The sequence below is a fragment of the Sorangium sp. So ce836 genome, from assembly GCF_028553905.1.
Lineage (GTDB): Bacteria > Myxococcota_A > Polyangia > Polyangiales > Polyangiaceae > Sorangium > Sorangium cellulosum_D.
Genome location: NZ_CP102233.1, coordinates 2,260,867 through 2,284,152, shown reverse-complemented (window position 1 = coordinate 2,284,152; position 23,286 = coordinate 2,260,867). Strand labels below are relative to the sequence as shown.

22 protein-coding genes are annotated in these 23,286 nt (G+C 70.4%); 10 read left to right on the top strand and 12 right to left on the bottom strand.

Annotation, left to right across the window (positions count from 1 at the left end):
* The first annotated feature begins 36 nt into the window (after window positions 1–36).
* From modA to NQZ70_RS08315, 3 genes are read left to right on the top strand one after another with little or no spacing between them, the layout of a single operon-like run.
* Window positions 37–867: a molybdate ABC transporter substrate-binding protein gene (modA, locus tag NQZ70_RS08325; protein ID WP_129573735.1), complete on the top strand. Its 831-nt coding sequence runs from the start codon at window positions 37–39 to the stop codon at window positions 865–867.
* The gene (locus NQZ70_RS08320) at window positions 864–1,673 is read left to right on the top strand and encodes an ABC transporter permease (protein ID WP_129573734.1); all 810 of its coding nucleotides are present in this window, start codon (window positions 864–866) and stop codon (window positions 1,671–1,673) included. The genes modA and NQZ70_RS08320 overlap by 4 nt, the downstream gene beginning before the upstream one ends.
* Window positions 1,670–2,419: an ABC transporter ATP-binding protein gene (locus NQZ70_RS08315; protein WP_129573733.1), complete on the top strand. Its 750-nt coding sequence runs from the start codon at window positions 1,670–1,672 to the stop codon at window positions 2,417–2,419. Before NQZ70_RS08320 ends, NQZ70_RS08315 begins: the two co-directional genes overlap by 4 nt.
* A 64-nt stretch (window positions 2,420–2,483) precedes the next feature.
* Here the strand turns inward: NQZ70_RS08315 and NQZ70_RS08310 are convergent, their stop codons facing one another.
* The 3 genes from NQZ70_RS08310 to NQZ70_RS08300 are packed head-to-tail and all read right to left on the bottom strand — an operon-like array spanning window position 2,484 to window position 5,392.
* Window positions 2,484–3,503 carry a hypothetical protein gene (locus NQZ70_RS08310; RefSeq protein ID WP_129573732.1) on the bottom strand — a complete coding sequence of 340 codons (1,020 nt, stop codon included), beginning with the start codon at window positions 3,501–3,503 and terminating at the stop codon, window positions 2,484–2,486.
* A 3-nt stretch (window positions 3,504–3,506) separates the two neighbouring features.
* On the bottom strand, window positions 3,507–4,757 hold the full coding sequence (locus NQZ70_RS08305) for a FecR family protein (protein ID WP_129573731.1): 1,251 nt from the start codon (window positions 4,755–4,757) through the stop codon (window positions 3,507–3,509).
* Window positions 4,754–5,392, bottom strand: a complete 639-nt coding sequence (locus NQZ70_RS08300) for an RNA polymerase sigma factor (RefSeq protein ID WP_129573730.1) — start codon at window positions 5,390–5,392, stop codon at window positions 4,754–4,756. Before NQZ70_RS08300 ends, NQZ70_RS08305 begins: the two co-directional genes overlap by 4 nt.
* A 137-nt stretch (window positions 5,393–5,529) precedes the next feature.
* Here NQZ70_RS08300 and NQZ70_RS08295 point away from each other — a divergent pair, with 137 nt between their 5' ends.
* From NQZ70_RS08295 to NQZ70_RS08285, 3 genes are read left to right on the top strand one after another with little or no spacing between them, the layout of a single operon-like run.
* Window positions 5,530–7,266: a hypothetical protein gene (locus tag NQZ70_RS08295; RefSeq protein WP_129573729.1), complete on the top strand. Its 1,737-nt coding sequence runs from the start codon at window positions 5,530–5,532 to the stop codon at window positions 7,264–7,266.
* A 49-nt stretch (window positions 7,267–7,315) separates the two neighbouring features.
* Window positions 7,316–8,617 (top strand): pectinesterase family protein, encoded by a 1,302-nt coding sequence (locus NQZ70_RS08290; protein WP_129573728.1) that lies wholly within the window; start codon window positions 7,316–7,318, stop codon window positions 8,615–8,617.
* A 53-nt stretch (window positions 8,618–8,670) separates the two neighbouring features.
* Window positions 8,671–9,912, top strand: a complete 1,242-nt coding sequence (locus NQZ70_RS08285) for a polysaccharide lyase family 1 protein (protein WP_207217780.1) — start codon at window positions 8,671–8,673, stop codon at window positions 9,910–9,912.
* 101 nt (window positions 9,913–10,013) lie between these two features.
* On the opposite strand, the gene NQZ70_RS08280 is transcribed toward NQZ70_RS08285, so the two are convergent.
* From NQZ70_RS08280 to NQZ70_RS08260, 5 genes are all read right to left on the bottom strand, one after another.
* A complete protein-coding gene (locus NQZ70_RS08280; protein ID WP_129573727.1) occupies window positions 10,014–12,440 on the bottom strand; it encodes an excinuclease ABC subunit UvrA in 2,427 nt (808 codons plus the stop codon).
* Between the two features lie 64 nt (window positions 12,441–12,504).
* Window positions 12,505–12,723 (bottom strand): hypothetical protein, encoded by a 219-nt coding sequence (locus tag NQZ70_RS08275; protein WP_129573726.1) that lies wholly within the window; start codon window positions 12,721–12,723, stop codon window positions 12,505–12,507.
* Window positions 12,720–13,160, bottom strand: coding sequence for an SRPBCC domain-containing protein (locus NQZ70_RS08270; protein ID WP_129573725.1), 441 nt, complete (start codon window positions 13,158–13,160; stop codon window positions 12,720–12,722). Before NQZ70_RS08270 ends, NQZ70_RS08275 begins: the two co-directional genes overlap by 4 nt.
* Window positions 13,157–13,486, bottom strand: a complete 330-nt coding sequence (locus NQZ70_RS08265) for a helix-turn-helix transcriptional regulator (protein WP_020733615.1) — start codon at window positions 13,484–13,486, stop codon at window positions 13,157–13,159. Before NQZ70_RS08265 ends, NQZ70_RS08270 begins: the two co-directional genes overlap by 4 nt.
* Window positions 13,487–13,650: 164 nt before the next feature.
* Window positions 13,651–14,547, bottom strand: coding sequence for an AraC family transcriptional regulator (locus tag NQZ70_RS08260; protein WP_129573724.1), 897 nt, complete (start codon window positions 14,545–14,547; stop codon window positions 13,651–13,653).
* A gap of 181 nt (window positions 14,548–14,728) precedes the next feature.
* Between NQZ70_RS08260 and NQZ70_RS08255 the strand changes: the two genes are divergently transcribed.
* Window positions 14,729–15,472 (top strand): SDR family oxidoreductase, encoded by a 744-nt coding sequence (locus NQZ70_RS08255; protein ID WP_129581222.1) that lies wholly within the window; start codon window positions 14,729–14,731, stop codon window positions 15,470–15,472.
* Between the two features lie 87 nt (window positions 15,473–15,559).
* Here NQZ70_RS08255 and NQZ70_RS08250 read toward each other — a convergent pair whose 3' ends face one another.
* Window positions 15,560–16,258, bottom strand: a complete 699-nt coding sequence (locus tag NQZ70_RS08250) for an O-methyltransferase (RefSeq protein ID WP_129573723.1) — start codon at window positions 16,256–16,258, stop codon at window positions 15,560–15,562.
* Window positions 16,259–16,408: 150 nt separating this feature from the next.
* On the opposite strand from NQZ70_RS08250, the gene NQZ70_RS08245 reads away from it, so the two are divergent.
* Window positions 16,409–17,254, top strand: coding sequence for a helix-turn-helix domain-containing protein (locus tag NQZ70_RS08245; protein ID WP_129573722.1), 846 nt, complete (start codon window positions 16,409–16,411; stop codon window positions 17,252–17,254).
* A gap of 110 nt (window positions 17,255–17,364) precedes the next feature.
* Here NQZ70_RS08245 and NQZ70_RS08240 read toward each other — a convergent pair whose 3' ends face one another.
* The 3 genes from NQZ70_RS08240 to NQZ70_RS08230 all read right to left on the bottom strand — a co-directional run bounded on the left by NQZ70_RS08240 (window position 17,365) and on the right by NQZ70_RS08230 (window position 21,410).
* Entirely contained in the window at window positions 17,365–18,942 is a 1,578-nt protein-coding gene (locus tag NQZ70_RS08240; RefSeq protein WP_129573721.1) for a DUF1552 domain-containing protein, read from the bottom strand.
* A 52-nt stretch (window positions 18,943–18,994) separates the two neighbouring features.
* Window positions 18,995–20,446, bottom strand: a complete 1,452-nt coding sequence (locus NQZ70_RS08235) for a DUF1592 domain-containing protein (RefSeq protein WP_237245146.1) — start codon at window positions 20,444–20,446, stop codon at window positions 18,995–18,997.
* Window positions 20,447–20,735: 289 nt separating this feature from the next.
* A complete protein-coding gene (locus tag NQZ70_RS08230; protein ID WP_237245145.1) occupies window positions 20,736–21,410 on the bottom strand; it encodes an RNA polymerase sigma factor in 675 nt (224 codons plus the stop codon).
* 144 nt (window positions 21,411–21,554) lie between these two features.
* Here NQZ70_RS08230 and NQZ70_RS08225 point away from each other — a divergent pair, with 144 nt between their 5' ends.
* Together NQZ70_RS08225 and NQZ70_RS08220 are read left to right on the top strand one after the other, a co-directional pair.
* Window positions 21,555–21,797, top strand: coding sequence for a hypothetical protein (locus NQZ70_RS08225; RefSeq protein WP_129573719.1), 243 nt, complete (start codon window positions 21,555–21,557; stop codon window positions 21,795–21,797).
* A 419-nt stretch (window positions 21,798–22,216) separates the two neighbouring features.
* Entirely contained in the window at window positions 22,217–23,281 is a 1,065-nt protein-coding gene (locus NQZ70_RS08220; RefSeq protein WP_129573718.1) for an aldose epimerase family protein, read from the top strand.
* Window positions 23,282–23,286 lie beyond the last annotated feature (5 nt).

Below are 23,286 nucleotides of genomic sequence, written 5' to 3'. Positions count from 1 at the left end.
GCGCGCGCGGGGCGGCGGCCCCCAGGAGCCTTGCAGATGAATCTCGTCCGACGACAGCTGTTGCGCGCCTTCCCGCGCCTGGTCCTCGCGGCATGCCTCGTCGCCCTCGTCGGCTGCGGGCGCTCGGAGCCGACGCCGGCCCCGCGCGAGGACAGGCTCGCCGTCTTCGCCGCGGCTTCCCTCCGGGACGTGTTCACCGCGATGGGCGAGGACTTCGAGCGCGCTCACCCCGGCGTCGAGGTCACGTTCAACTTCGCCGGCACCCAGGAGCTCCGCACGCAGCTCGAGCACGGCGCCGCGGCCGACGTGTTCGCCTCGGCCGATCAGCGCCACATGGAGGAGCTCGTGAAATCCGGGCGCGCCGTGGGCCCGGTCGTCTTCGCGCGCAACGAGCCCGTCCTCGTCGTCGCGCGCGAGAGCGCCGGGACGATCCGGGGGCTCGCCGACCTCCCCGGCGCGGCCCGCATCGTCATCGGCGCCCCGGAGGTCCCGATCGGCCGCTACACCCTGCAGATCCTCGATCGCGCGTCCGCGTCCCTGGGCGCGGACTTCCGCGCGCGCGTCGAGGCCAAGGTCGCCTCGCGCGAGCTCAACGTGCGCCAGGTGCTCACCAAGGTGCGCCTCGGCGAAGCGCAGGTCGGCGTGGTCTACCGGACCGACGCGCAGCCGGCGCAGGACGGCGTGACCGTCGTGGCGATCCCGCCCGAGGTCAACGTCGTCGCCGAGTACCCGATCGCGGTCGTGGCCGGCGCCGCGCACCCCGGGCTCGCGGCCGCCTGGGTCGACCTCGTGCGCTCGGAGGCCGGGCAGAGCGCGCTGCGGCGCGCCGGGTTCCTCGCGCCGTCCGGGGGTGGATCGGGCCCGTGAGCGCGCGCCTGCGCGCGGAGCGGGGCGCCCTGGCCGCGATCGGCGCGGTCCTCGTGGCGTTCCTCGCCGTCCCGATCCTGGCGCTGTTCGTGACGGCCACGGCGGCGGACGTCGAGCAGGGGCTCCGCCACCCCCTCGTCTGGCCCGCGCTGCGCCTGAGCCTCGTCACCACCGCGGCCAGCCTCGCCCTCGTGGTGGTCCTCGGGACGCCGCTCGCCTGGACGCTCGCGCGCGCGCGCGGGCGCCTCGCGCGCGCGGTCGAGACGGCGGTGCAGCTGCCCATCGTGATCCCGCCCGCGGTCGCCGGGGTCGCGATGCTCCTCGCCTTCGGGCGGCGCGGGCTCCTCGCCGGCTGGCTGTATCCGGAGGGGTGGTCGGTGACGTTCACGACCGCGGCGGTCGTCGTGGCCGAGGTGTTCGTCTCGGCGCCGTTCTTCGTGCAGGCGGCGACGAGCGCGTTCCGGCGGGTCGACCCGAAGCTCGTGGTGGTGGCGCGGACGTTCGGCGCGTCGCCGCTCCGGGTGTTCTTTCGCGTCGCGCTGCCGCTCTCGGCCCCGGGGCTGGTCGCGGGGGCGGCCATGAGCTGGGCCCGCTCCCTCGGCGAGTTCGGCGCGACGCTCATGTTCGCCGGGAACCTGCAAGGCCGGACGCAGACGCTGCCGCTCGCCATCTACACGGCGCTCGAGTCGGACATGCGCGCGGCGCAGGCGCTGTCGATGGTCCTCGTCGTCGTGGCGTTCGCGCTGCTCCTGTTCGTGCGGGCCGCGGCGCGGCGCTCCACCGGGCGCGGCGAGGCGGCGCCGTGACGGAAGCGGAGGGGCTGCGCGCCCGCGTGACGGCGCGGGTCGGGCGCCTGCGCATCGACGCGGAGATCGAGACCGGAGAGGGGACGCTGGCCCTCGTCGGGCCCAACGGCGCGGGGAAGACGAGCCTGCTCTCGCTCTTGCTCGGCGTGCTCCCCGTGGACCGGGGGCGGGTGGAGATCGGGGGCGCGGTGCTCCTCGACACGGCGGCCGGGATCGACGTGCCGGTCGAGCGGCGCGGGATCGGCTACGTGCCGCAGGACTACGCGCTGTTTCCGCACCTCAGCGTCCGGGAGAACGTCGCGTTCGCGGTGAGGAGCGATCCATCGCGCCGGAGGGGCGCGTCCGTCGACGCGCGGGTGGACGCGGCGCTGCACGACCTCGGCATCGCCGAGCACGCAGGCCGCCGGACCGAGGCGCTGTCCGGGGGCGAGAAGCAGCGCGTGGCGCTCGCGCGCGCGCTCTCCGTGAGCCCGCGGGCGCTGCTGCTCGACGAGCCGCTGGCCGCGCTCGACGTCCACTCCCGCCGCGAGGTGCGGGCGTTCCTCTCGGGGTACCTGGAGGCGCTCGCCCTCCCGACGATCGTCGTCACGCACGACGCGGCGGACGCGCGGCTCCTCGGGCAGCGCATCGCCGTGCTCGAGGCGGGGCGCGTGACGCAGGCCGGAACGTGGGAGGAGCTGGCCGCCCGGCCGGCGTCGCGCTTCGTGGAGGAGCTCGTCGCGTCGGCGCGCGGCCGGAACGAGTGACCCAGTCGATGCCCTGAGCCACGGCCGACCTCGGAATACGAGCTGCCGCCCGCGCGCCGCTCCGTCAAAACGAGACGCCCAGGCTGAGCGTGCCCAGGGCTTGAGCGACGATGGGCGCGGAGCGCGCCTGGTCGACGGCGATGACGGGGCGCGGGAGGAGCGCGAGACAAGTGAGCTCGAAGCCGAGGCTCACGCTCGGAAGAAAGAAGAACTGGGCGTTCAGCCCCGCGTCGGCGGCAAAGAAGAAGGATGCCTCGCTGCGCCCCACGAGCGGCAACGCGACGTCTCCGGTGGCCTGGAGGTGATAGGCGCCGATGCCGAGGAGCGGCCCCCACTCCCAGTGAGGACCGGCAGCTGCTTGCGCGAGGTTCCAGCTGGCCCGGAGGAGCGCGAGCTCCTGGCGCACCTGGGCGGCGCCGCCTCGTGCACGGAACTCGGCGCCGAAGAGGGGGCCGCCCAGGAGCAGGCCGAGACGGAAGCTCTCGTCGAGGCGATAGTGCGCCCCGATCTGCACCCCCACGCCGCCGCCGACCGGAGGCGTGAAGAGGACGAGCCCGCCCGTGCGCACCTCGAAGCGGGGAGGCTTCTGGGAAAAGCGGAGCACCTCGGGGGCGGGCGGCTGCGCCTCGACGCCGAGCACGTCCCGCGCGGGGGCTTGGCCCGAGCCGAGCTCGAGCAGGCTTGCGCGCAGCAGATCGACGGCGCGCACGGCGAGGAGCATCGGGCCATCGCTCGAAGGGTCGATGAGGAGCTTGCGCGTCGTCGTCTTGCCCGTCACGCGATCCACGATGCACACCTCGGCGGCCGTGCCGCTGCCGTCGCGGCTCAGCGCGACGGCCGCGAAGGCCTCGCTCTCCTGCGCCTTTCGCTCGAGCTCCTCGGCCCCGGGCGGGCGCGCGGCGCTCCCGAGCACGATCACCTCGAAGGACTGCAGCTCGAGCTCGGCGCAGAGCCGTCCGAAGGCCTCGAAGAGCGCGGCGTCACGCGGGGGCGGCCGCACGACGAGCACCCGCTGCGCCCAGGCCAGTCGAGGGCAGACGAGCAGCAGCAGCAGGACGAGGAGCGTTCGCGCCCGCTGGACCATGGATCAGGGCTGCGCGGCGAGCTGTCGGGCCGTCTTGGCGTGGACCCCGCTCGGAAAGAGGCGCAGGTACTCCTGCGCCACCGCGCGCGCCGCAGCGGGCCCCTCGAGGATCTGGACCGTGCGCATCTTTCCCGCGAGCGCTTCCGCGGCGAAGGGGCCGCTCGGCGCCTCGCGGAGCGCCGTCTCGTACCAGGCCCTGGCGCGCGCGGCGGCGCCGCGGCTCTCGTGCAGGCGCCCGAGCAAGAAGGCGGCGCGGCTCCCTGCGGCCTTCGCGTAGCGCGCGCGCAGGGCGAGCAGGGCCTGCTCGGCGAGCTCGCCCTGCCCCACATAGCGAGCGGCGTCGGCCAGGGCGTTCAGATCGGCGGCGTCACAGGAGGCGAGACAAGCCTGCTCGCCCCGCGCCGCGGCCTCCTGGACCACGCGCCGGAACTCGCCCTGGGAAACGAGCTTGGTCCAGGACGGTTTGCCGCTCGGCGGGGCGGCCAGGGGCGCCGGATCTCCGGAGGAGCTCGGCTCCGGGGAGCTCGCGGGTCCCGGCGGCACCGGCGCGACCTCGGCTCCCTCTCCCTGCGCGGCGGGAGGCGCGGGCTCGGGGCCGTGCGCCGCGGTGTCGCTGACGAGGAGCGTCCTCGCCGACGCGTCCCCCACGAAGCGCTGCCCCGCGCGCACGCTCACGGCGCCGAAACCGGCGTAGCCCTCCACCTCGACCGACCCCTCGTGCAGGATCACCTCGAGCCGCTCGCGGTCGGCGTCCCAGTGGAGCTCGAAGCGCGTGCCCGTGACGCGGACCGCGAAGGGACCCGCCACGAAGCGCCAATCGCTGTGACCGGTGTGCGTGATCTCGGCGTCGACTCGGCCGCGTTCGAGCGAGATGCGGGCGCCGCTCTCGTTCTTGATCTCGTCGATGCGAAGGCGCGCCCCTGCCGCCGCCCGGATCTGCGTCCGATCGGAGAAGGTGATGGCGGCCGGGTGATCGAGGGGAACGCGCACATAGCCGCTCTCGTCCTCCGCCCCTTCGACGACATAGTCGAGGCCTCGCTCCGGCAGGAGGAAGAGAGCGAGCAACACGCCCCCGGCGAGGGCGAGCGGCGCTGCCCAGCGCACGATCGCCCGCGGCTTGCTCGCGCGAGCCTGCTCCTCGTCGACGCGGCGCAAAAAGGCGGCCCGCGCCTCGACGCGCTCCGCCTCGCTCAGCTGAGCGGCGCGCTGCAGGAGCTCCGCAACGGGATCGAGCTGTCGTCCGGGGTCGCTCATGGCCAGAGTCCTTCACGCTGAGACAAAAACTCCTGGAGGGCTGGCTCACGCGCCTTTCGCAAGAGCTCACGTGCGCTCTCGAGCTCCCGGCGCAACGTCGATTCGGACACGCCGAGGGCCGCGGCCGTCTCGAGCATGTCGAGGCCTTGCACGTGGCGCAGCACGAAGGCCATGCGCCGGCGCGTGCTCAGCCTGTCGAGCACGCGGTGGAGGGCGCGGAGCACCTCGCGATGCTCGAAGTCGACGCGCTCGAGGGCGCGCTCGGGGAGCTCCCCGCTCGGGGAAAGGCCCACCCAGCGGCGTATCTTGCGCTTCCGGATCTCGAGCGCCCCCTGCCGCGCCGCGATGGTCGCAAGATAGCCACGGAGGGCCTGCCCGTCCTGGATGCGCGCGGCTCCCTGGATCAGGGACAGGAAGACCTCCTGGACCAGATCTTCGAGGCTTGTATCGGGGCCGAGGGCGCCATAGAGCACACCTCGCACGAGGCCGGAGTACCTATCCCAGATGACGGCCATGGCCTCGCGCTCTCCCGCGGCCACGCCGGCGACCAGGCTCGCGTCCGACCGCTTCTCGGCGGGAAAGCGGGCCAAGGTGGGCACCGGCGGCGGTGGGACGGAGCGCGTGGGGTGAGCCACTCCCTCCTAGTTACTTAGGGGCGTCTCGACCCGCCAGAAAAAATTCGCCCGCTGCCGGCCCGCGGGATCGGCGCAGGAAACTCGGAGCATTTTGCTTGCGCTCCACGGCATGGCCCCCCAGCTTTGCCTCGTTCCTTATGCGCCTCTCCCGCAGCACCTGGGTCCTCGGAGCCGCCGCGCTCTCGGCCGCGGCCTGGGGGTTTTCCTGTGAGGACCAGCTCATCCAGACGGCCACGCGGCTCCCGGGGGACGCGGGCCTCGGCGGCAGCTCTCCTTCCCTCACGGATCTCGCTTGTGAGGGCGAGCCGCCCGACGACGAGCTCCCTCCGGGCGCCGCCTTCGGGGAGGGAGAGGAGCTCGCGCCGTCGCCGCTCGTCAACGAGAGCTATGGTGCGCTCGAGGGCCCCGGTCTCTCCATCGCGGCGCGCGATGCCTTCCGCGTCCATCTCAATGGTGCTCTCATCGCCGTGAGCGAATCGGCGCGCGCCCCGCGCTTCGTGCCCCTCTCCTTGCTCCCGGGTGAGAACGTGATCGCCGTGAGCGTCCATGCCGCAGCGGGGATCCCCGCGGCGCTCGTCCAGCTCGACGAGCTCGAGCGCAGCTACGGGAGCGGCAGCGACTGGAAGCTGAGCACGGCGCCGGAAGGAGGCTGGACGGCGCCTGGCTACGACGACAGCGGCTGGACGGCCGCGCGCGAGCTGGGGAGCGCTGGAGATCTGCCGGGCTGCGATCCCGGGGGTTCCTTTCCATCGAACACGACGGCTCGCTGGATCGGGCCCGCGCCCGGGACGAGGGGGCCCATCGCCCTCCGAAAGGTGATACGGGTCGAGCCGGTCGGCTTCGGCGAGGGCACCACCGGGGGCGCGGGTGCGACGCCCGTGCTCGTCTCGAGCTGGGCCGATCTCGAGAGGCTCGCCCGCTCCGACGAACCGGCTGTGCTCTTGCTCGCCGAAGGCATCCACGACTTCCGCCGCGAGGGTTCGGACGTCGTGGACATCGAGGTCTGTCCGAGCGCCTGCTCGGAGGATGCCGAGAAGACGTTCTATCAGGTCCTCACCGGGGACGCGACCTGCGCGAGCCCGCTCGTCGGCGCGACGCGAGACGATCGCATCCTCCGCTTCGGCCCGAACAAGACGCTGGTCGGGCTCGGACGCGGCGCGGCGCTGCCAGGTGTGACCATGGCCCTCGACGAGAGCCAGAACGTCATCATCCGCAACCTCGCCCTCTACGATCTGAACGCCGGCCTGCTCGAAGCGGGCGATGCGTTCACGCTGACACACCCCTCCAGGGTCTGGATCGATCACGCGACCGTCAAGTGGATCAGCGACGCCTTTACCGACATCCTCGCGGGCACGAGCGCGGTCACCGTCTCCTATGTCCACTTCGACGGGAGCAACGAGGCCGAGTGCGGCGGCCGCGAGCGCTGGGCCTCCACGATCACCGACTCCGAGGTGACGATGCACCACTGTCGCTTCGATGAAACGAGCACGCGCGCCCCCCTCGCGGTCGGATCCCAGGCGCGCATCCACCTCTTCAACAACGTGTTCTCGAACATCTCGGAGTGGGCGGTCGGCTCTTCGTGCGAAGGGCAGGTGCTGCTCGAGGCGAGCGTGTTCGAGAACGTCGCGGCAGCGACGCGGCGCTCGACCTGCAGCGGCTCGACGGCCATCGGGCTCCTCCTGGCCGTCCCTGGCTCGAACCTCTACCGCGACGAGAGCGGCGTTCACCTGGGCGGCGGGGGCGAGGAGCCAGCCGATGACGTCTTCACGCCCCCCTACGACTACGCGCCCGAGCGGGCGAGCGACGCCTTTCCCCAGGTGATCTCCCGCGCCGGCGCGGGAGGGCCCTGGGCGCTGCCGCTCGCGCGCGAGTAGCGCCCGCTTTTTTTTGACGGGTCCGGCCTCCCTCGAACAACCACCCGTCGTGTTTCCCTTCAGCGCGCTCTTCCGCCGTTCCGGCAGCAGTCGAACCTTCCACCATCGTTCACTCGGGGCGATCGCGTGGATCTGCACGGGCCCTCTCGCTCTCTTCTGCTCGTTCGCCTGTTCGAGCGAGCCGGACGCCGACCCTCTGGCCTCCGCGGCCGGAGGCGGCGCGTCCGCCGCATCCGGCGGGCCGTCGAGCGGCACGACCGCGTCCGGCGGGCCATCGAGCGGCACGACGGGGAGCGGAGGCACGGTGTCGCCCGGCGGCTCGGGAGGCGCTGGCACCGGCGCGAGCGCCGGCACGGGCGGCAGCTCGGGGACCGGCGGCGACGGCGGCGGCGGTTCAGGCGCAGGCGGCTCGGGCGGCGGCGGCGGCGCGTCCGACTGCAACAGCGTGACAGGTGGGCCGCTCGTGGAGGTGAACCGGGATGGCTCGGGCGATTTCACCTCGGTTCAAGCCGCGATCAACAGCGTCGCCAGGTCGAACACGACGCCCACCGTCATTCGCATCGCCCCTGGGACCTACGCCGAGAAGCTCGTCGTCGACCGCCCCCACCTGACGCTCTGCGGCCAGGCAGGTCGGGCGGAGACGACCGTGCTCACCTACGGCGACAGCGCCAGCACCTCGAACGGCGCGGGGGGCACGCTGGGCACCTCGGGGAGCTTCAGCGTCAATATCTCCGCGAGCGACGTCTCGGTCGAGAACATCACCTTCGCCAACAGCACGGGCCCAGGCATCCAGGCCGTCGCTCTCCTCGTCTCCGGGAGCCGCGTGCAGTTCCGTCGCTGCCGGGCCCTCGGTCACCAGGACACGCTCTACGTGAAGAACGGAACACAGTACTTCAGGGACTGTTACATCGAGGGCAGCGTCGACTTCATCTTCGGGGGCGCCACGGCCGTCTTCGAGGACTGCACGATGCACAACGCCGCGGGCGGGTCGGCGATCACGGCGCCGAGCACGGACGAATCGATCCCTTTCGGGATCGTGTTCCTCGGAGGACGGGCCACGGCGGCCGGCTCGGTCAGGTCCGGCTCGGTCGCCCTCGGTCGCAACTGGAGGCCCTACGGCGCGACCGTCTACCTCGGGACCGAGCTCGGCGCGCACATCGCGCCCCAGGGCTGGGTCCGCATGGGCGACAACACGCTCGCGACCGCGCGCTTCGCCGAGTACATGACCACGGGACCTGGCGCGAAGCCGAGCGAGCGAGCCCCGGAGTCCAGGCAGCTCGGCGCGGCCGAGGCTGCGCGCTACACGGTCGAGGGCATGCTCGCGCCCTGGAGGCCCACGTTCGCGGACTGAGCGCGCCTCTCATCGACCCTTGTCACCCGAGACCAAAGAACGATCAAAGAGCGATGAAGCACGACCTCTTCGCCTCCTTTCTCCTCGCGCTCTCCCCTCTCGGCCTCGCCCTCGCCTGCGGGACTTCGGAGCCCGACGGCCCGGGAGGCATCGACTCGCTGGCAGGGGGAAGCGGGAGCACGGGCGCGACGACGGGCGGTGCGGCGAGCGGAGAGAGCTCGGCCGCCGGAAGCTCGGTCACGGGTGGAGATCCGAGCCCCGGAGGCACGGGGGGCGGCGGATCGGCGAGCACCTCGGGGGGAGCGGGCGGCGGCGAGCCGAGCGCGGGGTCGGGTGGTGCGGGCGGCGACGGAGCCGGAGGCGCGGACGGCGCGGTCGACAGCGAGGGTTGTCCCCTGACCCTGGAGGGCTTTGCCAGCGTGAGCGGCGAGGGCCAAGACGGGACCTATGGCGGACGAGATGGAGAGACGGTCACGGTGACGACGCAGGCCGATCTCGAGAAGTACGCCGGCGCGTCCGAGCCCTATGTGATCCGGGTCCAGGGAAAGATCACGATGTCCCCCAGGGGCAAGGAGATCTCGGTCGCGTCGGACAAGACCATCGTGGGCGTGGGCGCGACGGCCGAGATCTCCCAGGGGGGGTTCTTCCTGGGGAGCGGCGTGCACAACGTCATCCTGCGGAACCTGACCATCGGGGACACCTTCGTCGAAGGAGACTGGGAAGGGAAGACGCAGGACTTCGACGGGGTCCAGATGGACACGGCCCACCACGTCTGGATCGACCACTGCCGCTTTCACCACATCGGCGACGGCATGATCGACAGCCGCAAGGACACCTCGTACTTGACGGTGTCCTGGAGCATCTTGAGCGATCACAACAAGGCGTTCGGGATCGGCTGGACGGAGAACATCACCGCGCAGATGACCATCCACCACAACTGGTTCCGCGACCTGAACCAGCGCAACCCCAGCACGGACAACGTGCTCCGCGCCCACCTCTACAACAACTGGCTCCAGCGCATCAGCTCCTACGGCAACTACGCGCGCGGCGGCACCAACATGGTGCTGGAGAACAGCGTGTTCGATACGGTGAACCGCCCGCACTATTATGACGACGGCACGCTGGTCGCCGCGGGGAACATCTACCGTTCCACCTCGGGGGACAAGGAGTCGAGCGGCTCTACGTATTCGTTCTTCGATCCGAGCGACTTTTACGAGTACTCCCTCGATCCCGCCGACCAGGTCGAGGCCCTGCTCACCAGGTGCGCAGGTCCGAGGCCCGAGCTCGGCCGTTGAGCCGCCCGCGGCGCCGCTCTCCGCGAGGACCTGCTCGGTCACGCGGATCTGCGCGCTCAACGCCGGATCCGTCGGGGATCGCGGACGACCGGCGAGCGAGGTCACGCCCTCTGACGACGAGCCCGGAGCGGCTCGGGCGCACCTCCTGAGGCGGCCTTCGGACGGCCGCCGACGAACGCCGCCAGGTGCTCGCCGGTGAGCGTCGACTTCGCCGCCACCAGGTCGGCCGGGGTGCCTTCGAACACGATCCGCCCGCCGTCGTGGCCCGCGCCCGGCCCGAGGTCGATGATCCAGTCGGCGTGCGCCATCACGGCCTGGTTGTGCTCGATCACGATGACCGACTTGCCGGCGTCGACCAGCCGGTCCAAGAGCCCGAGCAGCTGCTCGAGGTCGGCCAGGTGCAGCCCGGTGGTCGGCTCGTCGAGCACGTAGACGCCGCCGTCTTCGCCCATGTGCGTCGCGAGCTTGAGCCGCTGCCGCTCGCCGCCCGACAGCGTGGTGAGCGGCTGGCCGAGCCGGAGATAGCCGAGCCCCACGTCGGCCATGCGCTGCAGGATCGCGTGCGCGGCCGGCGTACGCGCCTCGCCGGCGCCGAAGAAGCGGGCCGCGTCGTCGACCGACAGGTCGAGCACCTCGGCGATGTTGAGCCCGCCGAGCCGGTAGCCCAGCACCGACGCCTGGAACCGCCGGCCTTCGCACTCCTCGCAGACCGTGGCGACGCCGGCCATCATCGCCAGATCGGTGTAGATCACCCCGGCGCCGTTGCAGGTCGGACAGGCGCCCTCGGAGTTGGCGCTGAACAGGGCGGGCTTCACGCCGTTGGTCTTCGCGAACGCCTTGCGGATCGGCTCCAGCAGGTCGGTGTACGTCGCCGGGTTGCTCCGCCGCGAGCCGCGGATCGGGGTCTGGTCGACCGACACCACCCCTTCCCGGCCGCACACCGAGCCGTGGATGAGCGAGCTCTTGCCCGACCCGGCCACGCCGGTCACCACCACCAGCACGCCGAGCGGGATGTCGACGTCGACGTTCTTCAGGTTGTGCGTGCGGGCGCCGCGCACCTTGATCACCCCCGATGACGTCCGCACCGACGGCTTCAGGGAGGCCCGATCGTTCAGGTGGCGCCCGGTGAGCGTGCCGCTGGCCCGCAGCCCGTCGACGGTGCCCTCGAAGACCACCTTGCCGCCGGCGGTGCCGGCGCCGGGGCCGAGATCGACGACGTGGTCGGCGAGCGCGATCACCTCCGGCTTGTGCTCGACCACGAGGACGGTGTTGCCCTTGTCGCGCAGCCGCCGCAGCAGCTCGTTCATCCGCTGGATGTCGTGGGGGTGCAGCCCGGCCGTCGGCTCGTCGAAGACGTAGGTCACGTCGGTGAGCGACGACCCGAGGTGGCGGATCATCTTGGTGCGCTGCGCCTCGCCGCCCGACAGCGTGCCGGACGGCCGGTCGAGGCTGAGGTAGCCCAGCCCGATCTCCACGAACGAGTCGAGCGTCTCCCGCAGCGTCGCCAGGAGCGGCGCGACGGACGGCTCGTTCAGGCCGCGCACCCACGCGGCGAGGTCGCTGATCTGCATCGCGCAGGCGTCGGCGATGTTGATCCCCTTGATCTTGGAGGACCGGGCGGCCTCGTTGAGCCGGGTGCCTCGGCACTCGGGACAGGTGGTGAAGGTGACCGCGCGCTCCACGAACGCCCGGATGTGCGGCTGCAGCGCGTCGACGTCCTTCGACAGGTACGACTTCTGGATCGACGGGATCAGCCCTGCGTAGGTGAGGTTGATGCCGTCGACCTTGATCTTGGTCGGCTCCTTGTGGAGCAGGTCGTGCAGCTCCTTCTTGCTGAACTTGCGGATCGGCTTGTCCGGGTCGAAGAAGCCGCAGCCCCTGAAGATGCGGCCGTACCAGCCTTCCATGCTGTAGCCGGGGATCGTGATCGCCCCCTCGTTGAGCGACTTCTTGTCGTCGTACAGCTGGGACAGGTCGATGTCGGAGGCCGAGCCCATGCCCTCGCATCGCGGGCACATGCCGCCGTTGACCTCGAACGTGCGCGACTCGGTCTTCTTCCCGCCGGCCTTCTCGACCACGATCTGCCCGGCGCCGCGGACCGAGGGGACGTTGAAAGAGAAGGCGTTGGGCGACCCGATGCGCGGCTTCCCGAGCCGGCTGAAGAGGATGCGCAGCATGGCGTTGGCGTCGGTGGCGGTGCCGACCGTCGACCGGGCGTTGGCGCCCATCCGCTCCTGGTCGACGATGATCGCGGTCGTCAGCCCTTCCAGGACGTCGACCTCGGGTCGGGCCAGCGTCGGCATGAACCCCTGCACGAACGCGCTGTAGGTCTCGTTGATCAGCCGCTGCGACTCCGCCGCGATGGTGCCGAACACCAGCGACGACTTGCCCGATCCCGAGACGCCGGTGAACACGGTCAGCCGCCGCTTGGGGATCTCGACGCTGACGTCTTTCAGGTTGTTCTCCCTGGCGCGCTGGACGCGGATCAGGTCGTGGCGGTCTGCGGGGTGCTGGCTGGAGGCGGTCATGTTTCGCGATCCTGTCATGGAGGTTCGACGGTTGTGAAGAGATCCCCCCGGGTCGGCCGCCCGTTCAGCCGGCGCGCCGCCCGCTGCGCCACTTGGCGGCATACGGCAGCACGAACAAGTACAGACCGGTGAACAGCAGGAAGGCGAGCGGGAGCAGCGGCGAGTAGGTCACCCAGGCGGGAGGCTGCCCCTGTCCCGAGGCCAAGGCGACGAAGTTGGCGATGACGGTCACCGTGAAGGCGATGGACACCCAGCGGTGGCTCTCTCGAACCAGTTTGTTCACGGGAGCCTCGCGAGCAGCTCGACGAGCTTTCCGCCCATCATCTTCCAGCCGTAGCGCGCGCCGCCGAAGTTCTGCTTCTGGTCCGGCTTGAAGCCCGACTGCTCGAGCGACAGGCGGGTGCCCGACGCCGTGGGCGTGAGCGTGAAGGTCACGACGGTGTCGAGGAAAGGGACGTTCCACGTGTAGCTGATCTTCCTGTGCGCCTCGATCTCGAGGATGCGACAGTCCACGGTGCCGTCCCAACCGGGGTACGGCTGCGTCTTGAACGTGAACACGGCCCCGGGATCGAGCTTGAACCCGACGGCGGGCAGGAGCCACTCGGCGAGCAGCTCGGGGTCGGTGAGCGCGCGCCACACCTTCTCCGGCGAATGGCGCAGATCGAATTCGAATGAAATGGATTCGGTTTGCGATGGGGCGGTCTTGTCGATGAGGCTCATTCGTCCATTTTCTCCAGCAGTGCTTCGAGGCGATCGATGCGGTCCGTCCAGAAGGCGCGGTAGTGTGCGATCCAGTCGATGAGCGGCTTCATCCCGCGCGGCTCCACCCGGTAGTAGACGCAGCGCCCTTCGCGCCGGGCGTTCACCAGGCCGGCGTCCTTCAGGGTGGCGAGGTGCTGCGAGACCGCCGGCTGTGAGATGTCGAAGCGCGCCGTGAGGTCCTTCACCGCCGCTTCGCCGCGCGTGAGCGACTCGAAGATCGCCCGGCGGCTGGGATCAGCCAGCGCCTGGAAGATCTTGTCTTCGGCCGCGGCCGCGCGCTGCATGCTCAACATATAAGCCACCGCTTATGGGTTGTCAAGCGCGCGGATCGGACCGCGAGGGCTTCGCGGAGCAGGGTCCGCGATCCTCACGCTCCGCGCGAGCTCCCCGAGAGCGGCCCCTCCGCGGTGAGCTGCGACACACCGAGGGGCGCGAGCTTCCCGTGGTTCTAGCCGGCGCGCGCGTAGCGGCTCGGAGGCTGGCCCACGTGCCGGCTGAACGCCGTGCTGAAGGTGCTCGCCGAGCCGTAGCCGACGCGCTCGGCGACCTCGGCGATCCCGAGGTCGTGGCGCCGGAGCAGATCCCTCGCGACGGCCATGCGCAGGGCGAGCAGGTATTCCATCGGCGGCAGGCCCACGGCGCGGGTGAAGCGCTCGAAGAACGTCGAGCGCGAGAGCGCCGCCGTCTTCGCGAGATCGGCCACCGTCCACGAGCGCGAGAGCTGGCCGTGCATGTGCCGTATCGCCGGCGCGAGCCGCGCATCGGCCAGCCCGCGCAGGAGCCCCGGAGGCGCGTCGTCGCCCGGAGTCGCCCGCAGCGCCTCGATGAGCATCACCTCCACGAGCCGCGTGAGCACGAGGTCGCGACCGGCCTTCTGCTCGTTCGATTCCTCGCCGACGAGCCGCACGAGCACCGAGAGCCGCTCGACGCCGCGCACGTGCACCAGCGCCGGCAGCAGCGACACCATGAGGGCCGCGTCCGGCGAGTCGAAGACGAAATAGCCGCCGAGCAGCCGCACGTCCGGGCGTCCGCCGCGCGTACCGTGGCGGACCTCGCCCGTCGGCGCGGGCGCGACCTTGGGGTCGACGCGCTCCGGCCTCACCGGTTCGAAGCCCGACAGCGTGAAGCCCGGCGTCGCCGGCAGGAGCACGAAATCACCTGCCTCGAGCGTGACGGCCCGCTGACCGTCGACATCGAGACGGCAGCGGCCCTCGAGCACGGCAGAGAAGCTCGGTTGGCCAAAGTCCGAGTAGCGAACACCCCAGCGGCCGGCTCCGCTGATGACCTTCGAGAACACGGCGCGCGGCTGGAGCAGCGCGATGACCTCCGAGAGCGGATCGTTCACGCCCGGACTCTAGCAAACGAAATACGGACTGTACACGATAGATCGTCCGGCTCACCGCGACTACTTTACCCTCATGAACGCCGCGCACCGCGGCAAAGAGGTCGACGTGAATGCGACGAATGGCGTTCGTTCGACGATGACCGCACGTCCCGGAGAGGGCGACGAGGTGAGAGATAACGCGATGAAGACGGTGCTCATTACTGGTTGTTCCTCTGGCTATGGCCTCGAGACCGCGCGCCACTTCCACGCGCAGGGCTGGAACGTGGTCGCCACCATGCGAACGCCGCGCGAGGGCGTCCTGCCCCGATCGGACCGGCTGCGCGTGGTCGCGCTCGACGTGACGAAGCCCGAGAGCATCGCCGCCGCGATCGAGGCGAGCGGGCCTATCGACGTGCTCGTCAACAACGCGGGCATCGGGCTCTTCGGCGCCTTCGAGGTCACGCCGATGGCCACGGTGCGCGAGGTGTTCGAGACCAACACCTTCGGCGTGATGGCGATGACGCAGGCCGTGCTGCCCCAGCTCCGCGCGCGCAGGTCGGGGGTGATCGTGAACGTGACCTCGAGCGCGACGCTGGCGCCCATGCCGCTGGTGGCCGTGTACACCGCGAGCAAGACGGCCATCGAGGGGTTCACCGCGTCGCTCGCGTTCGAGCTCGCGGAGTTCGATGTGCGGGTGAAGCTGGTCGAGCCGGGCTATGGCCCGAGCACGAGCTTCACGAGCAACGGCGGGGCCCGCATGCAGGGGCTGCTCCCCGAGGCGTACGCGCCTTTCGCGCAGCGCATCTTCGCCTCTCTCGGTCAGCCGTCCGCGGTGACGAGGGAGTCCGACGTGGCCGAGGTGGTGTGGCGCGCCGCGAACGACGCGACCGGGAAGCTCCGTTTTCCGGCCGGTCCCGACGCGGTGGCGCTGGCTCGCTCGACATAAGCACCGTCGACGGGGCGCGGTGGGCCGTCGCGAGCCGCGACCGGGACGCCGTCGCGCGCGCCTTCTCGGGGCTGCCGCTGGTCTCGGTCAGCCCGGGTTTGCGGGCTGCCGGACCGAGTACTCGGTGCCCGAGCGGAAGGGCACCGTCATCGACGCGAAGCCGTGGCGCGGATCGCGCACGTAGGCGACGTAGTCGCGGTAATCGGCCTTGAAGACGCCGACGTTGTCGGTCACCACCACGGCGCCCGGACGCAGGGCCGGGGCGACGAGCTTCAGCACGTCGAGGGCTCGCAGGGGAAACCCATCGTTGAGCATGAAGTCCACCTCGCCGAGGTCCGCCCGCAGCGTCTCCGTCGCGTCGCCCACGCGGATCTCGGCGAAGGACGCGAGCCCCGCCTCCTCCAGGTTCGCCTGCGCGCGCCGCGCCTTCTCCGGCACGAGCTCGGTGCCGATGACGCGGCCGCCGCCGTTGTCGCGCACCGCCGCCGCCAGCCACAGCGTCGAGACGCCGAAGGACGTGCCGAACTCGACGATCGTCCTGGCGCGGAGCGCCCGCGCCGTCAGGTAGCAGAAGGCGCCCTGGTCGCTCCCGATCGCGAGGTATTTGTCGGCGTAGTCGAGCTCCGTGCCCGGGGCGTCGATGCGGCGGCCGAGGAGCATCCGCGGTAGCTTCGGCAGGAGGTGGAGGACGACGCCCGGCACCTGCCGGTCGGCGTCGTCGTGGAGGCGCCGCAGCACGGCGCGCACCCGCCCGTCGGGCAGGACGGCGAAGGGATCGAATTTCATGGGAAGAGAGCATAAGGGACCGGCGCCCTGACCGCATTGCGCAATCAAGACAAATTGTTTATCAAAACGGTCATGGCAGCGAAGCGGCGGAGCTCGGGGGCGACACGGATTGCGCATCCGACGGGCTGGACGATCCGTGGAGACGTCCAGGTGGCGAACGAGCCCCATGGCGCGGCGGCGTCGTTCGAGTCGCTCGCGACCCGTTTCGCGCTCGAGGCGCGCGGGCGGTGGAAGACCGCGGTCGCGCGGCCGGTGAACGCGATCGGGCTCAGCATGGCGAGCGGCGGGCTCGAGAGCGAGCCTCACGCGCACCGCGAATCGCAGCTCATGTACCTGGTGCGCGGAGAGCTGGTCTGCGAAGGGTCGAGCGCCCTCTGGATCGTGCCGCCGCAATCGGCGCTGTGGATCCCCGCGTCGGTGACGCATCGGATCCGCGCGCGCGCGCCGCTCGAGGGCTACAGCGTCTTCGTCGAGCCCGGCGCGGCGCCGCGCCTCCCGCAGGATTGCTGCGCAGTGTCGGTGACGCCGCTCCTCCGCGAGCTGTTGCTGCGCCTGGCGACGCGCCCCGCGCTCTACGATCTCGAAGGGCCGGACGCGCGCCTGGTGAGCGTGCTCCTCGACGAGCTCGCGACCGTCTCCATCGAGAAGCATCGCTTGCCGATGCCGACCGATCCGCGGCTCCGTCGTCTGGTGGACGCGATGACCGCCGATCCGGCGAACGGCGCGACGACGAAGGCGTGGGCGAAGCGAATCGGCGTCGGCGAGCGCACCTTGAACCGTCTCCTGGTCGAGGAGACGGGCTTGAGCTTCGGCCGCTGGCGCCAGCAGCTCCACATCATCCTCGCCATCCAGAAGCTCTCCCGCGGCGCGACCGTGCAAAGCGTGGCGCTGGATCTCGGCTACGAGAGCGCGAGCAGCTTCGTGACCATGTTTCGCAAAGCGCTCGGGACGTCGCCCGCGCGGTACATGGCGGGCCGCCTGGCCGCGCTTGCTTGAGCGTGTGCCACCGATACCATGGCGCAGCTAGTGTGGACGCCGCCGCCAAGCGGCGGCTGGAGCCGGTGCGCCCGCGCGAAGGCGGGCGCTCCGAGACGGGAGTCGCCGCGCTACCGCAGGATCTCTTCGAGCAACGCGTTCGGCGCGCCGCGGCGATCCTCGCCGAACGACGTGACGCCCAGGCCGTAGTACTGGTTCATGATGGTGAACCACAGATCGCGGAGCTGGCGATCGCTGCCGAGGGCGCCGTAGGCGACGTGCGCGTCGTTCAAGAAGACGCCGTCGCCGCCGAGGAGCACGATGGGCAGGTCGTACCCGTCGTGATCGTGCGAGCGCATCTCGCTCATGTGCACCATGACGCAGTGATCGAGCACCGTGCCGTCGCCCTCGGGGATCGCGTCCAGCCGCTGCGCGAGCTGCGCGCTCTTCTGGTTGAGCCAGCAGTTGATCGCCGCGTAGTCGAGGTTGCTCTGCTGGACGATCTTGTACCGGCCATCCTGGGTCGCCCGGTCCAGGTTGCCGGCGGCGTGCTGGGAGGAGTGGTAGTGCAGGCTGCTCTCCCTCCTGTACGCGAGCCCCACCTTGGCGCGGACGTCCTCCGGGATGCACCGATACTCGAACTCGGAGCGCATGTCGTCGAGCATGTGGGTGATCACGCGCGTCACGTCGCATTGAATGGCCATGACGATGAGGTCGATCATGACCTTCGCGTGATCTTCGTGCTTGTACGGGCCGGCTCCCGTGTTGTCGTTCTCGTTGAGCCCCTCCGCCTGGCCCGGCGGCTCGGGGACCACGCCGGGCTGGCTGATCGGGCTGCAGCCGAGGCTCCCTTGCCCCGGCGTCATCGTCGACTGGACGCGGGTCGCGTTCTTCTCGATCTCGCGCAGCGAGTCCAGGTATTGCTGGACGATCTTGCGATCCCCGGAGCCGACCCGGTTCATGAGCGAGTTCGCGTCCGCGAGCACGCCGTCGATGACGCTCTTCTCGGTCGCCGCGCGGCGCTCCGCCTCGATCCTGGCCTCCTCGTCGCTCTGCCCTGGCACGTTGGACCCCGCGCCCGCGCCGACGAGCGCGTCGAACACCGCCTTCGGGTTGACCGAGCGCTTCAGCGGCTCGCGCGGGCTCTTCCAGGAGACGACCTGGTTGTAGGCGTAGCTGCGCTGGTCGAAGAAGCCGGGCTTGACCGCGAGCCCCGTCTGCAGCGACGGGATGCGGGTCGCCTGCTCCGGGCCTGCCTTCTGGACGATGAGCTGGTCGACCGAGACGCCGTTGCCCACCCACTCGCCGAGGTCCTGGCGCGCCTCCCTCCCCAGCTGATCGGCGTCCACGCAGGTCGAGAGCGCCGCCCCGAGCCGCGAGTGGGAAGGCTCGATGTAGGGGTGCTGCTCCGTGCTCCACGTGTAGTTGCCGAGGCGGCTTATCATGAGCATCTTCGACTTCACCGGCGCGAAGTGCTCGAGCACCCTCGGCAGCTTGAAGTCGGCGCCCTTCAACGTCTTTCCGAACGCCGGGGCCGTCTCCCACCAGTGATGGGGCGCCCCGTTCGGGAAGGTGCAGAGCAGGAAGCGCTTCGGGGTGCCGGGCTCCCCCGCGCGCGCCCCGCGCGGCGCGAGGCTCTCGAGCCACGGCAGCGCCAGACAGACGCCCGCGCCGCGCAACAGGTTCCTGCGTGTCATCAAGCGTTTCATGTGCCCATCGCTCCTTCGTGCCTCGTCTCGTGCAGAAACAACGCGCGCGGCCTCACCGCGCCTTGCCCTTCGCTCGAAGGCGGAACGCATCGCTGGTCACCACCTGCTTCACCAGATCCGCGATCGTCCCCCCGCCCCAGCGCTCGGCGATCTCCTTGAGCCTGGTCCTGTCGTCGCCGCTCGGGCGCCGGCGCAGGGCATAGCTGAAGAGCTGCTCGGAGGGGCACATCCCCGACCGGGCGCCCTCGACGAGCGCCGGCACGAGGCCGGAGATGTCCTTGAACGCCACGCCCTCGTACACCCCCGTCGCGTCGACCGGGTCGCCGTTCGGGTACGCGGTCCGGTAGGCGCCGATCGGATCGAAGTTCTCCAGGCTCAGCCCGATCGGGTCGAGCACGTCGTGGCAGCTCGCGCAGTCGGGCGACGCGCGGTGCTTCTCGATCGCCTGGCGCACATTTTCCACGGGGCCCTCGTCCCCGCCCGCGTCGCCGAGCTCCGGGATGTCCACGTTGGCGGGCGGCGCCAGGGGCACGCAGAAGAACTGCTCCAGGATCGTCTTCGCGCGGGACGTGGGAGAGGTCCGGTCGGCGCGGGACGACAGCGTCAGGAACGCCGGGAGCGTGAGGAACCCCTGGCGCACGCCCTCGGGGTCGTTCGCGTAGAGCGGCTCGACCAGCCGGCTCTCCGGGTGGGGCGCCGTGAGGAACTCGGACCAGGTCCGCCCGCCGGTCGTGAATTCGGCGAAGTAGGCGTTGACCTGGTCGAGCATCGCGCCCTTCACCTCGTCGTTCCAGCGCGGGAACCGGGTCGCGTCGGCGTTGTGGCTGGGGAGCGTGCGCGTGCCGAGCCACTGCCCGAAGAAGTTCTGGAAGAAGGCGGCGCTCTTCGGGTCGTCCAGCATGCGGTCCACCTGCTCTCGGAGCTCGCCCTCGGTGGCCAGCTGATCGGCCTCCGCCGCGTCGAAGAGCGCCTCGTCCGGGAGCGAGCTCCAGAGCAGGTAGGAGAGGCGCGACGCGATCTCGTAGCCGCCCAGGGCGCCCGGCGATTTTGCCGAGTCGGGGCCCAGCTCGATCCGGAGGAGGAAATGCGGCGACGTCAGCAGGGTCCGGACGACGTGCTGCACCGCCTGGACGGCGGACATCTCGAGGGCGGTCCGCGCGTGGGTGTACTGCGCCGCGTACCGCTCGACCTCCGCCGCCTCGAGCGGGCGCCGGAACGCGCGCAGCCCGAAGCGCTCGATGATCTCGCGCGCGCACCCGTCGTCCTCGCCTTGCGCCGGGTCGCACACGAGAATCTTGGCGCGCTGCGCCTCGTTCGAGAACGCGTCCTCGGCGAGGTTCCTGGCGGCGTCGTAATACCCCTGGACCAGGACCTGCGAGAGGTTCGAGAGCGCGCTCACGTTCGCGTCGAAGCCCTTCGCGCCGAAGGCCGGGAAGCCGTCCGCGGGCCTCAGCCTCGTTCCCAGGAGGTGGGCGACCGTAGAATTGTACTCCGAAGCTGTCATATGGTGCAGAGGCATCCCGTCTACGGCGAGGGCGGCGTCCTGCTCCGGGACGTCATCGCTCTGCCCCGGAGCGTCATCGCTCCCGAGGGTGCCAGTGCACGAGATGCTCAGGAGGCATCCCCCGGCGGCGAGCCAGGGACTCGCGAACACTCGGTCCAATCTGAACGTCATCATCGGCTCCCGCGTCTGGAATCGGCTATTCCCCCCTAGTGACCGGTGCGCGCGGATTTCGTGATCAAATCGACCTCGCGGCCTCGAGAAGATCAGGCCGTGCCCTGCGCGCAGAAGACTACGGTGATGGTGTTGCTCCTCGCGCTGCCCGGGTGTGGGGCGGACGTGGAGGGCCTCCTCGGATCCTGGCGTGGTGGCGATGCACCGCGTCGGAAAATGCCTGTCGAGCGGCCCTCAGCCGCGCATACACGGTGTTGATGTTCACCCCGATCCCCTCCGCGATCTCCGCCGCCGGCATCTCTTCCAGCTCGGCGAGGAGGAGCACCACGCGCTTCTCCTCGTCGAGCGACGCAAGGAGGTCGTGCACCACGCGCGCGGTCTCCGCCCTCGCCATGGCCTCGTCGGGGCTGAGGTTGCTCGGCCCTGCGAGCTGCTCGGGATCCACGATCTCTCCTGTCCCGCGGTGGGCCGGGCTCTGGCGGCGCAGCGACCTCCGGTGCGCCTGAACGACGTTGGCCACGATCCCGAAGACCCACGTCTTCAGCGAGGAGCGGCCCCGGAACTCCGGGAGCCGTCGGTGCACGACGACGAACACCTCCTGGCACACGTCCTCGTGCGCCGAGGCGTCCACGCCGAGGCGGCGCACGGTCCGCCCGACGAGGGGAAAGAGCTTGCGGTACACCTTAACGAAGTCGAGCGGCGCGGCCTCATCGTCGGAGACGGCGGAGACCGCGTCGGCGGGCGGAGCCGTCGACGGAGCGACCGCCGCGCCGGTCGCGTCGGAGCTCGCCAAGGTACCGATCGAGGACAGACCTGTCGCCATCATGCCAATGCGCCGCGGTGACATCGACGCGGCAGCCTTCGCACGCACCATCGATACGAACGCAACCCTCTCGGGGTCGGAGCCGAGCTCGATCCCGATGACGAAGGAGCCGGTATGCATGGCGACCCCCCTCAGGGCAAAGCCGAAGTACGAACCCATATTGTGAACGCTCACATTTTTCATGTCAACGAGGATCTGTTCATCCGCGGCCAAGCCCGACATCGTCGACGTCCGATGGCTGGCAAGTCCTCCTCCGGAGCGGCGCGTCAAGAGGACGGGCGCAGGGTCACGGTATTGTTCGATGTGGATTCCAATTTCTGGATCGAGGCTCGCCTCGCGCCGGTTCGGTTCATTTGAGTTGACATGAACGATGTTAACGCTCACAATTTCGCTTCAGGGGTGCCCTTCCGCTTTGTCCCGGGTGGCCGTCGTGCGCACCGGACTCTTGGTCCTTGGTACCGGGCTCGATCTCTGGGCTGACCCGGCTCGGGTGTCGTAAACGCAAGCCATGGCGGGATCGCGGGGGCTCGCCCGCGCTGCGCTCGCTCGGGTGGAGCCGATCCAGGTGAGCCGATCCTGGCGGAGGGAACAGCATGGCGAACTGTGGGACGAGATCGTGGCTCGGATTGACGATGACGGCGTGCATCGCCGCCGCATGCGGCGGCGCGCGGACCGTCGACACGCCCCCTGCGGCAGCGCCGCCGGCGGCGGCCCCCGCGACGGACGCCTCTCCTGCGGCCCCGGCCGCCACATCCGAGCCACCTGGTGGTGAAGCCGTGAACGCAAAGCCCGCTTCCGTCTCCAAGGCGCCCTTCGGCAACGCCGATGGCAAAGAGGTGCTCCTCTACGCGCTCACGAACGCGAACGGCCTGGTCGCGAAGGTGATGACCTACGGCGCGACGGTGACCGAGCTCCACGTCCCCGACAGGACGGGGAAGATGGGCGACGTCGTCCTCGGCCACGACAACCTCGACGGGTACCTGAAGAGCAGCCCGTACTTCGGCGCGACGGTCGGCCGCGTGGCCAATCGCATCAAGAACGCGCAGTTCCAGCTCGAAGGCAAGACCTACAAGCTCTCCGCGAACAACGGCGCCCACACGCTGCACGGCGGCAAGAAGGGCTGGGACAAGGTCGTCTGGGACGCGGAAGCGACCGAGACGCCGCAGGGCCCGTCCATCAAGCTCACGTACGTATCGAAGGACGGGGAAGAAGGCTACCCCGGCACGGTCAGCGCAACGGCGACCTACACGCTCACCAACGAGAACGAGCTCAGGGTCGAGATGTCGGCCACGACCGACAAGACCACGATCGTCAACATGGCCCACCACAGCTACTGGAACCTGGGAGGGCACGGCTCGGGCTCCGTCGCCGACCAGGAGCTGACGCTGCACGCCGACAGCTACACCCCGCCGGACGCCACCGACATCCCCTCGGGCCAGATCAAGCCGGTGAAGGGGACGCCGCTCGACTTCACCGCCGCCAAGCCGATCGGCAGGGACCTGAAGGCCGTGGGCGGCAAGCCGGTCGGATACGACCACAACTTCGTCGTCAGCGGCGACCCCCACAAGCTCCGCGAGGCGGCTCGGGTCAAGGATCCGAAGACCGGTCGGGTGCTGACGGTCGAGGCCGATCAGCCGGGGCTCCAGTTCTATACCGGCAACTACCTCGACGGGTCGATCAAGGGCAAGGGCGGCGCGGTCTACACCCAGTACAGCGGCTTGTGCCTCGAGCCGCAGAAGTTCCCGAACTCGATCAACGTCCCGGCCTGGAAGAACGAGGTCATCCTCCAGCCCGGCCAGCGCTACGCGCAGACGGTCGTCTTCCGGTTCACCACCGAGTAGCTCGT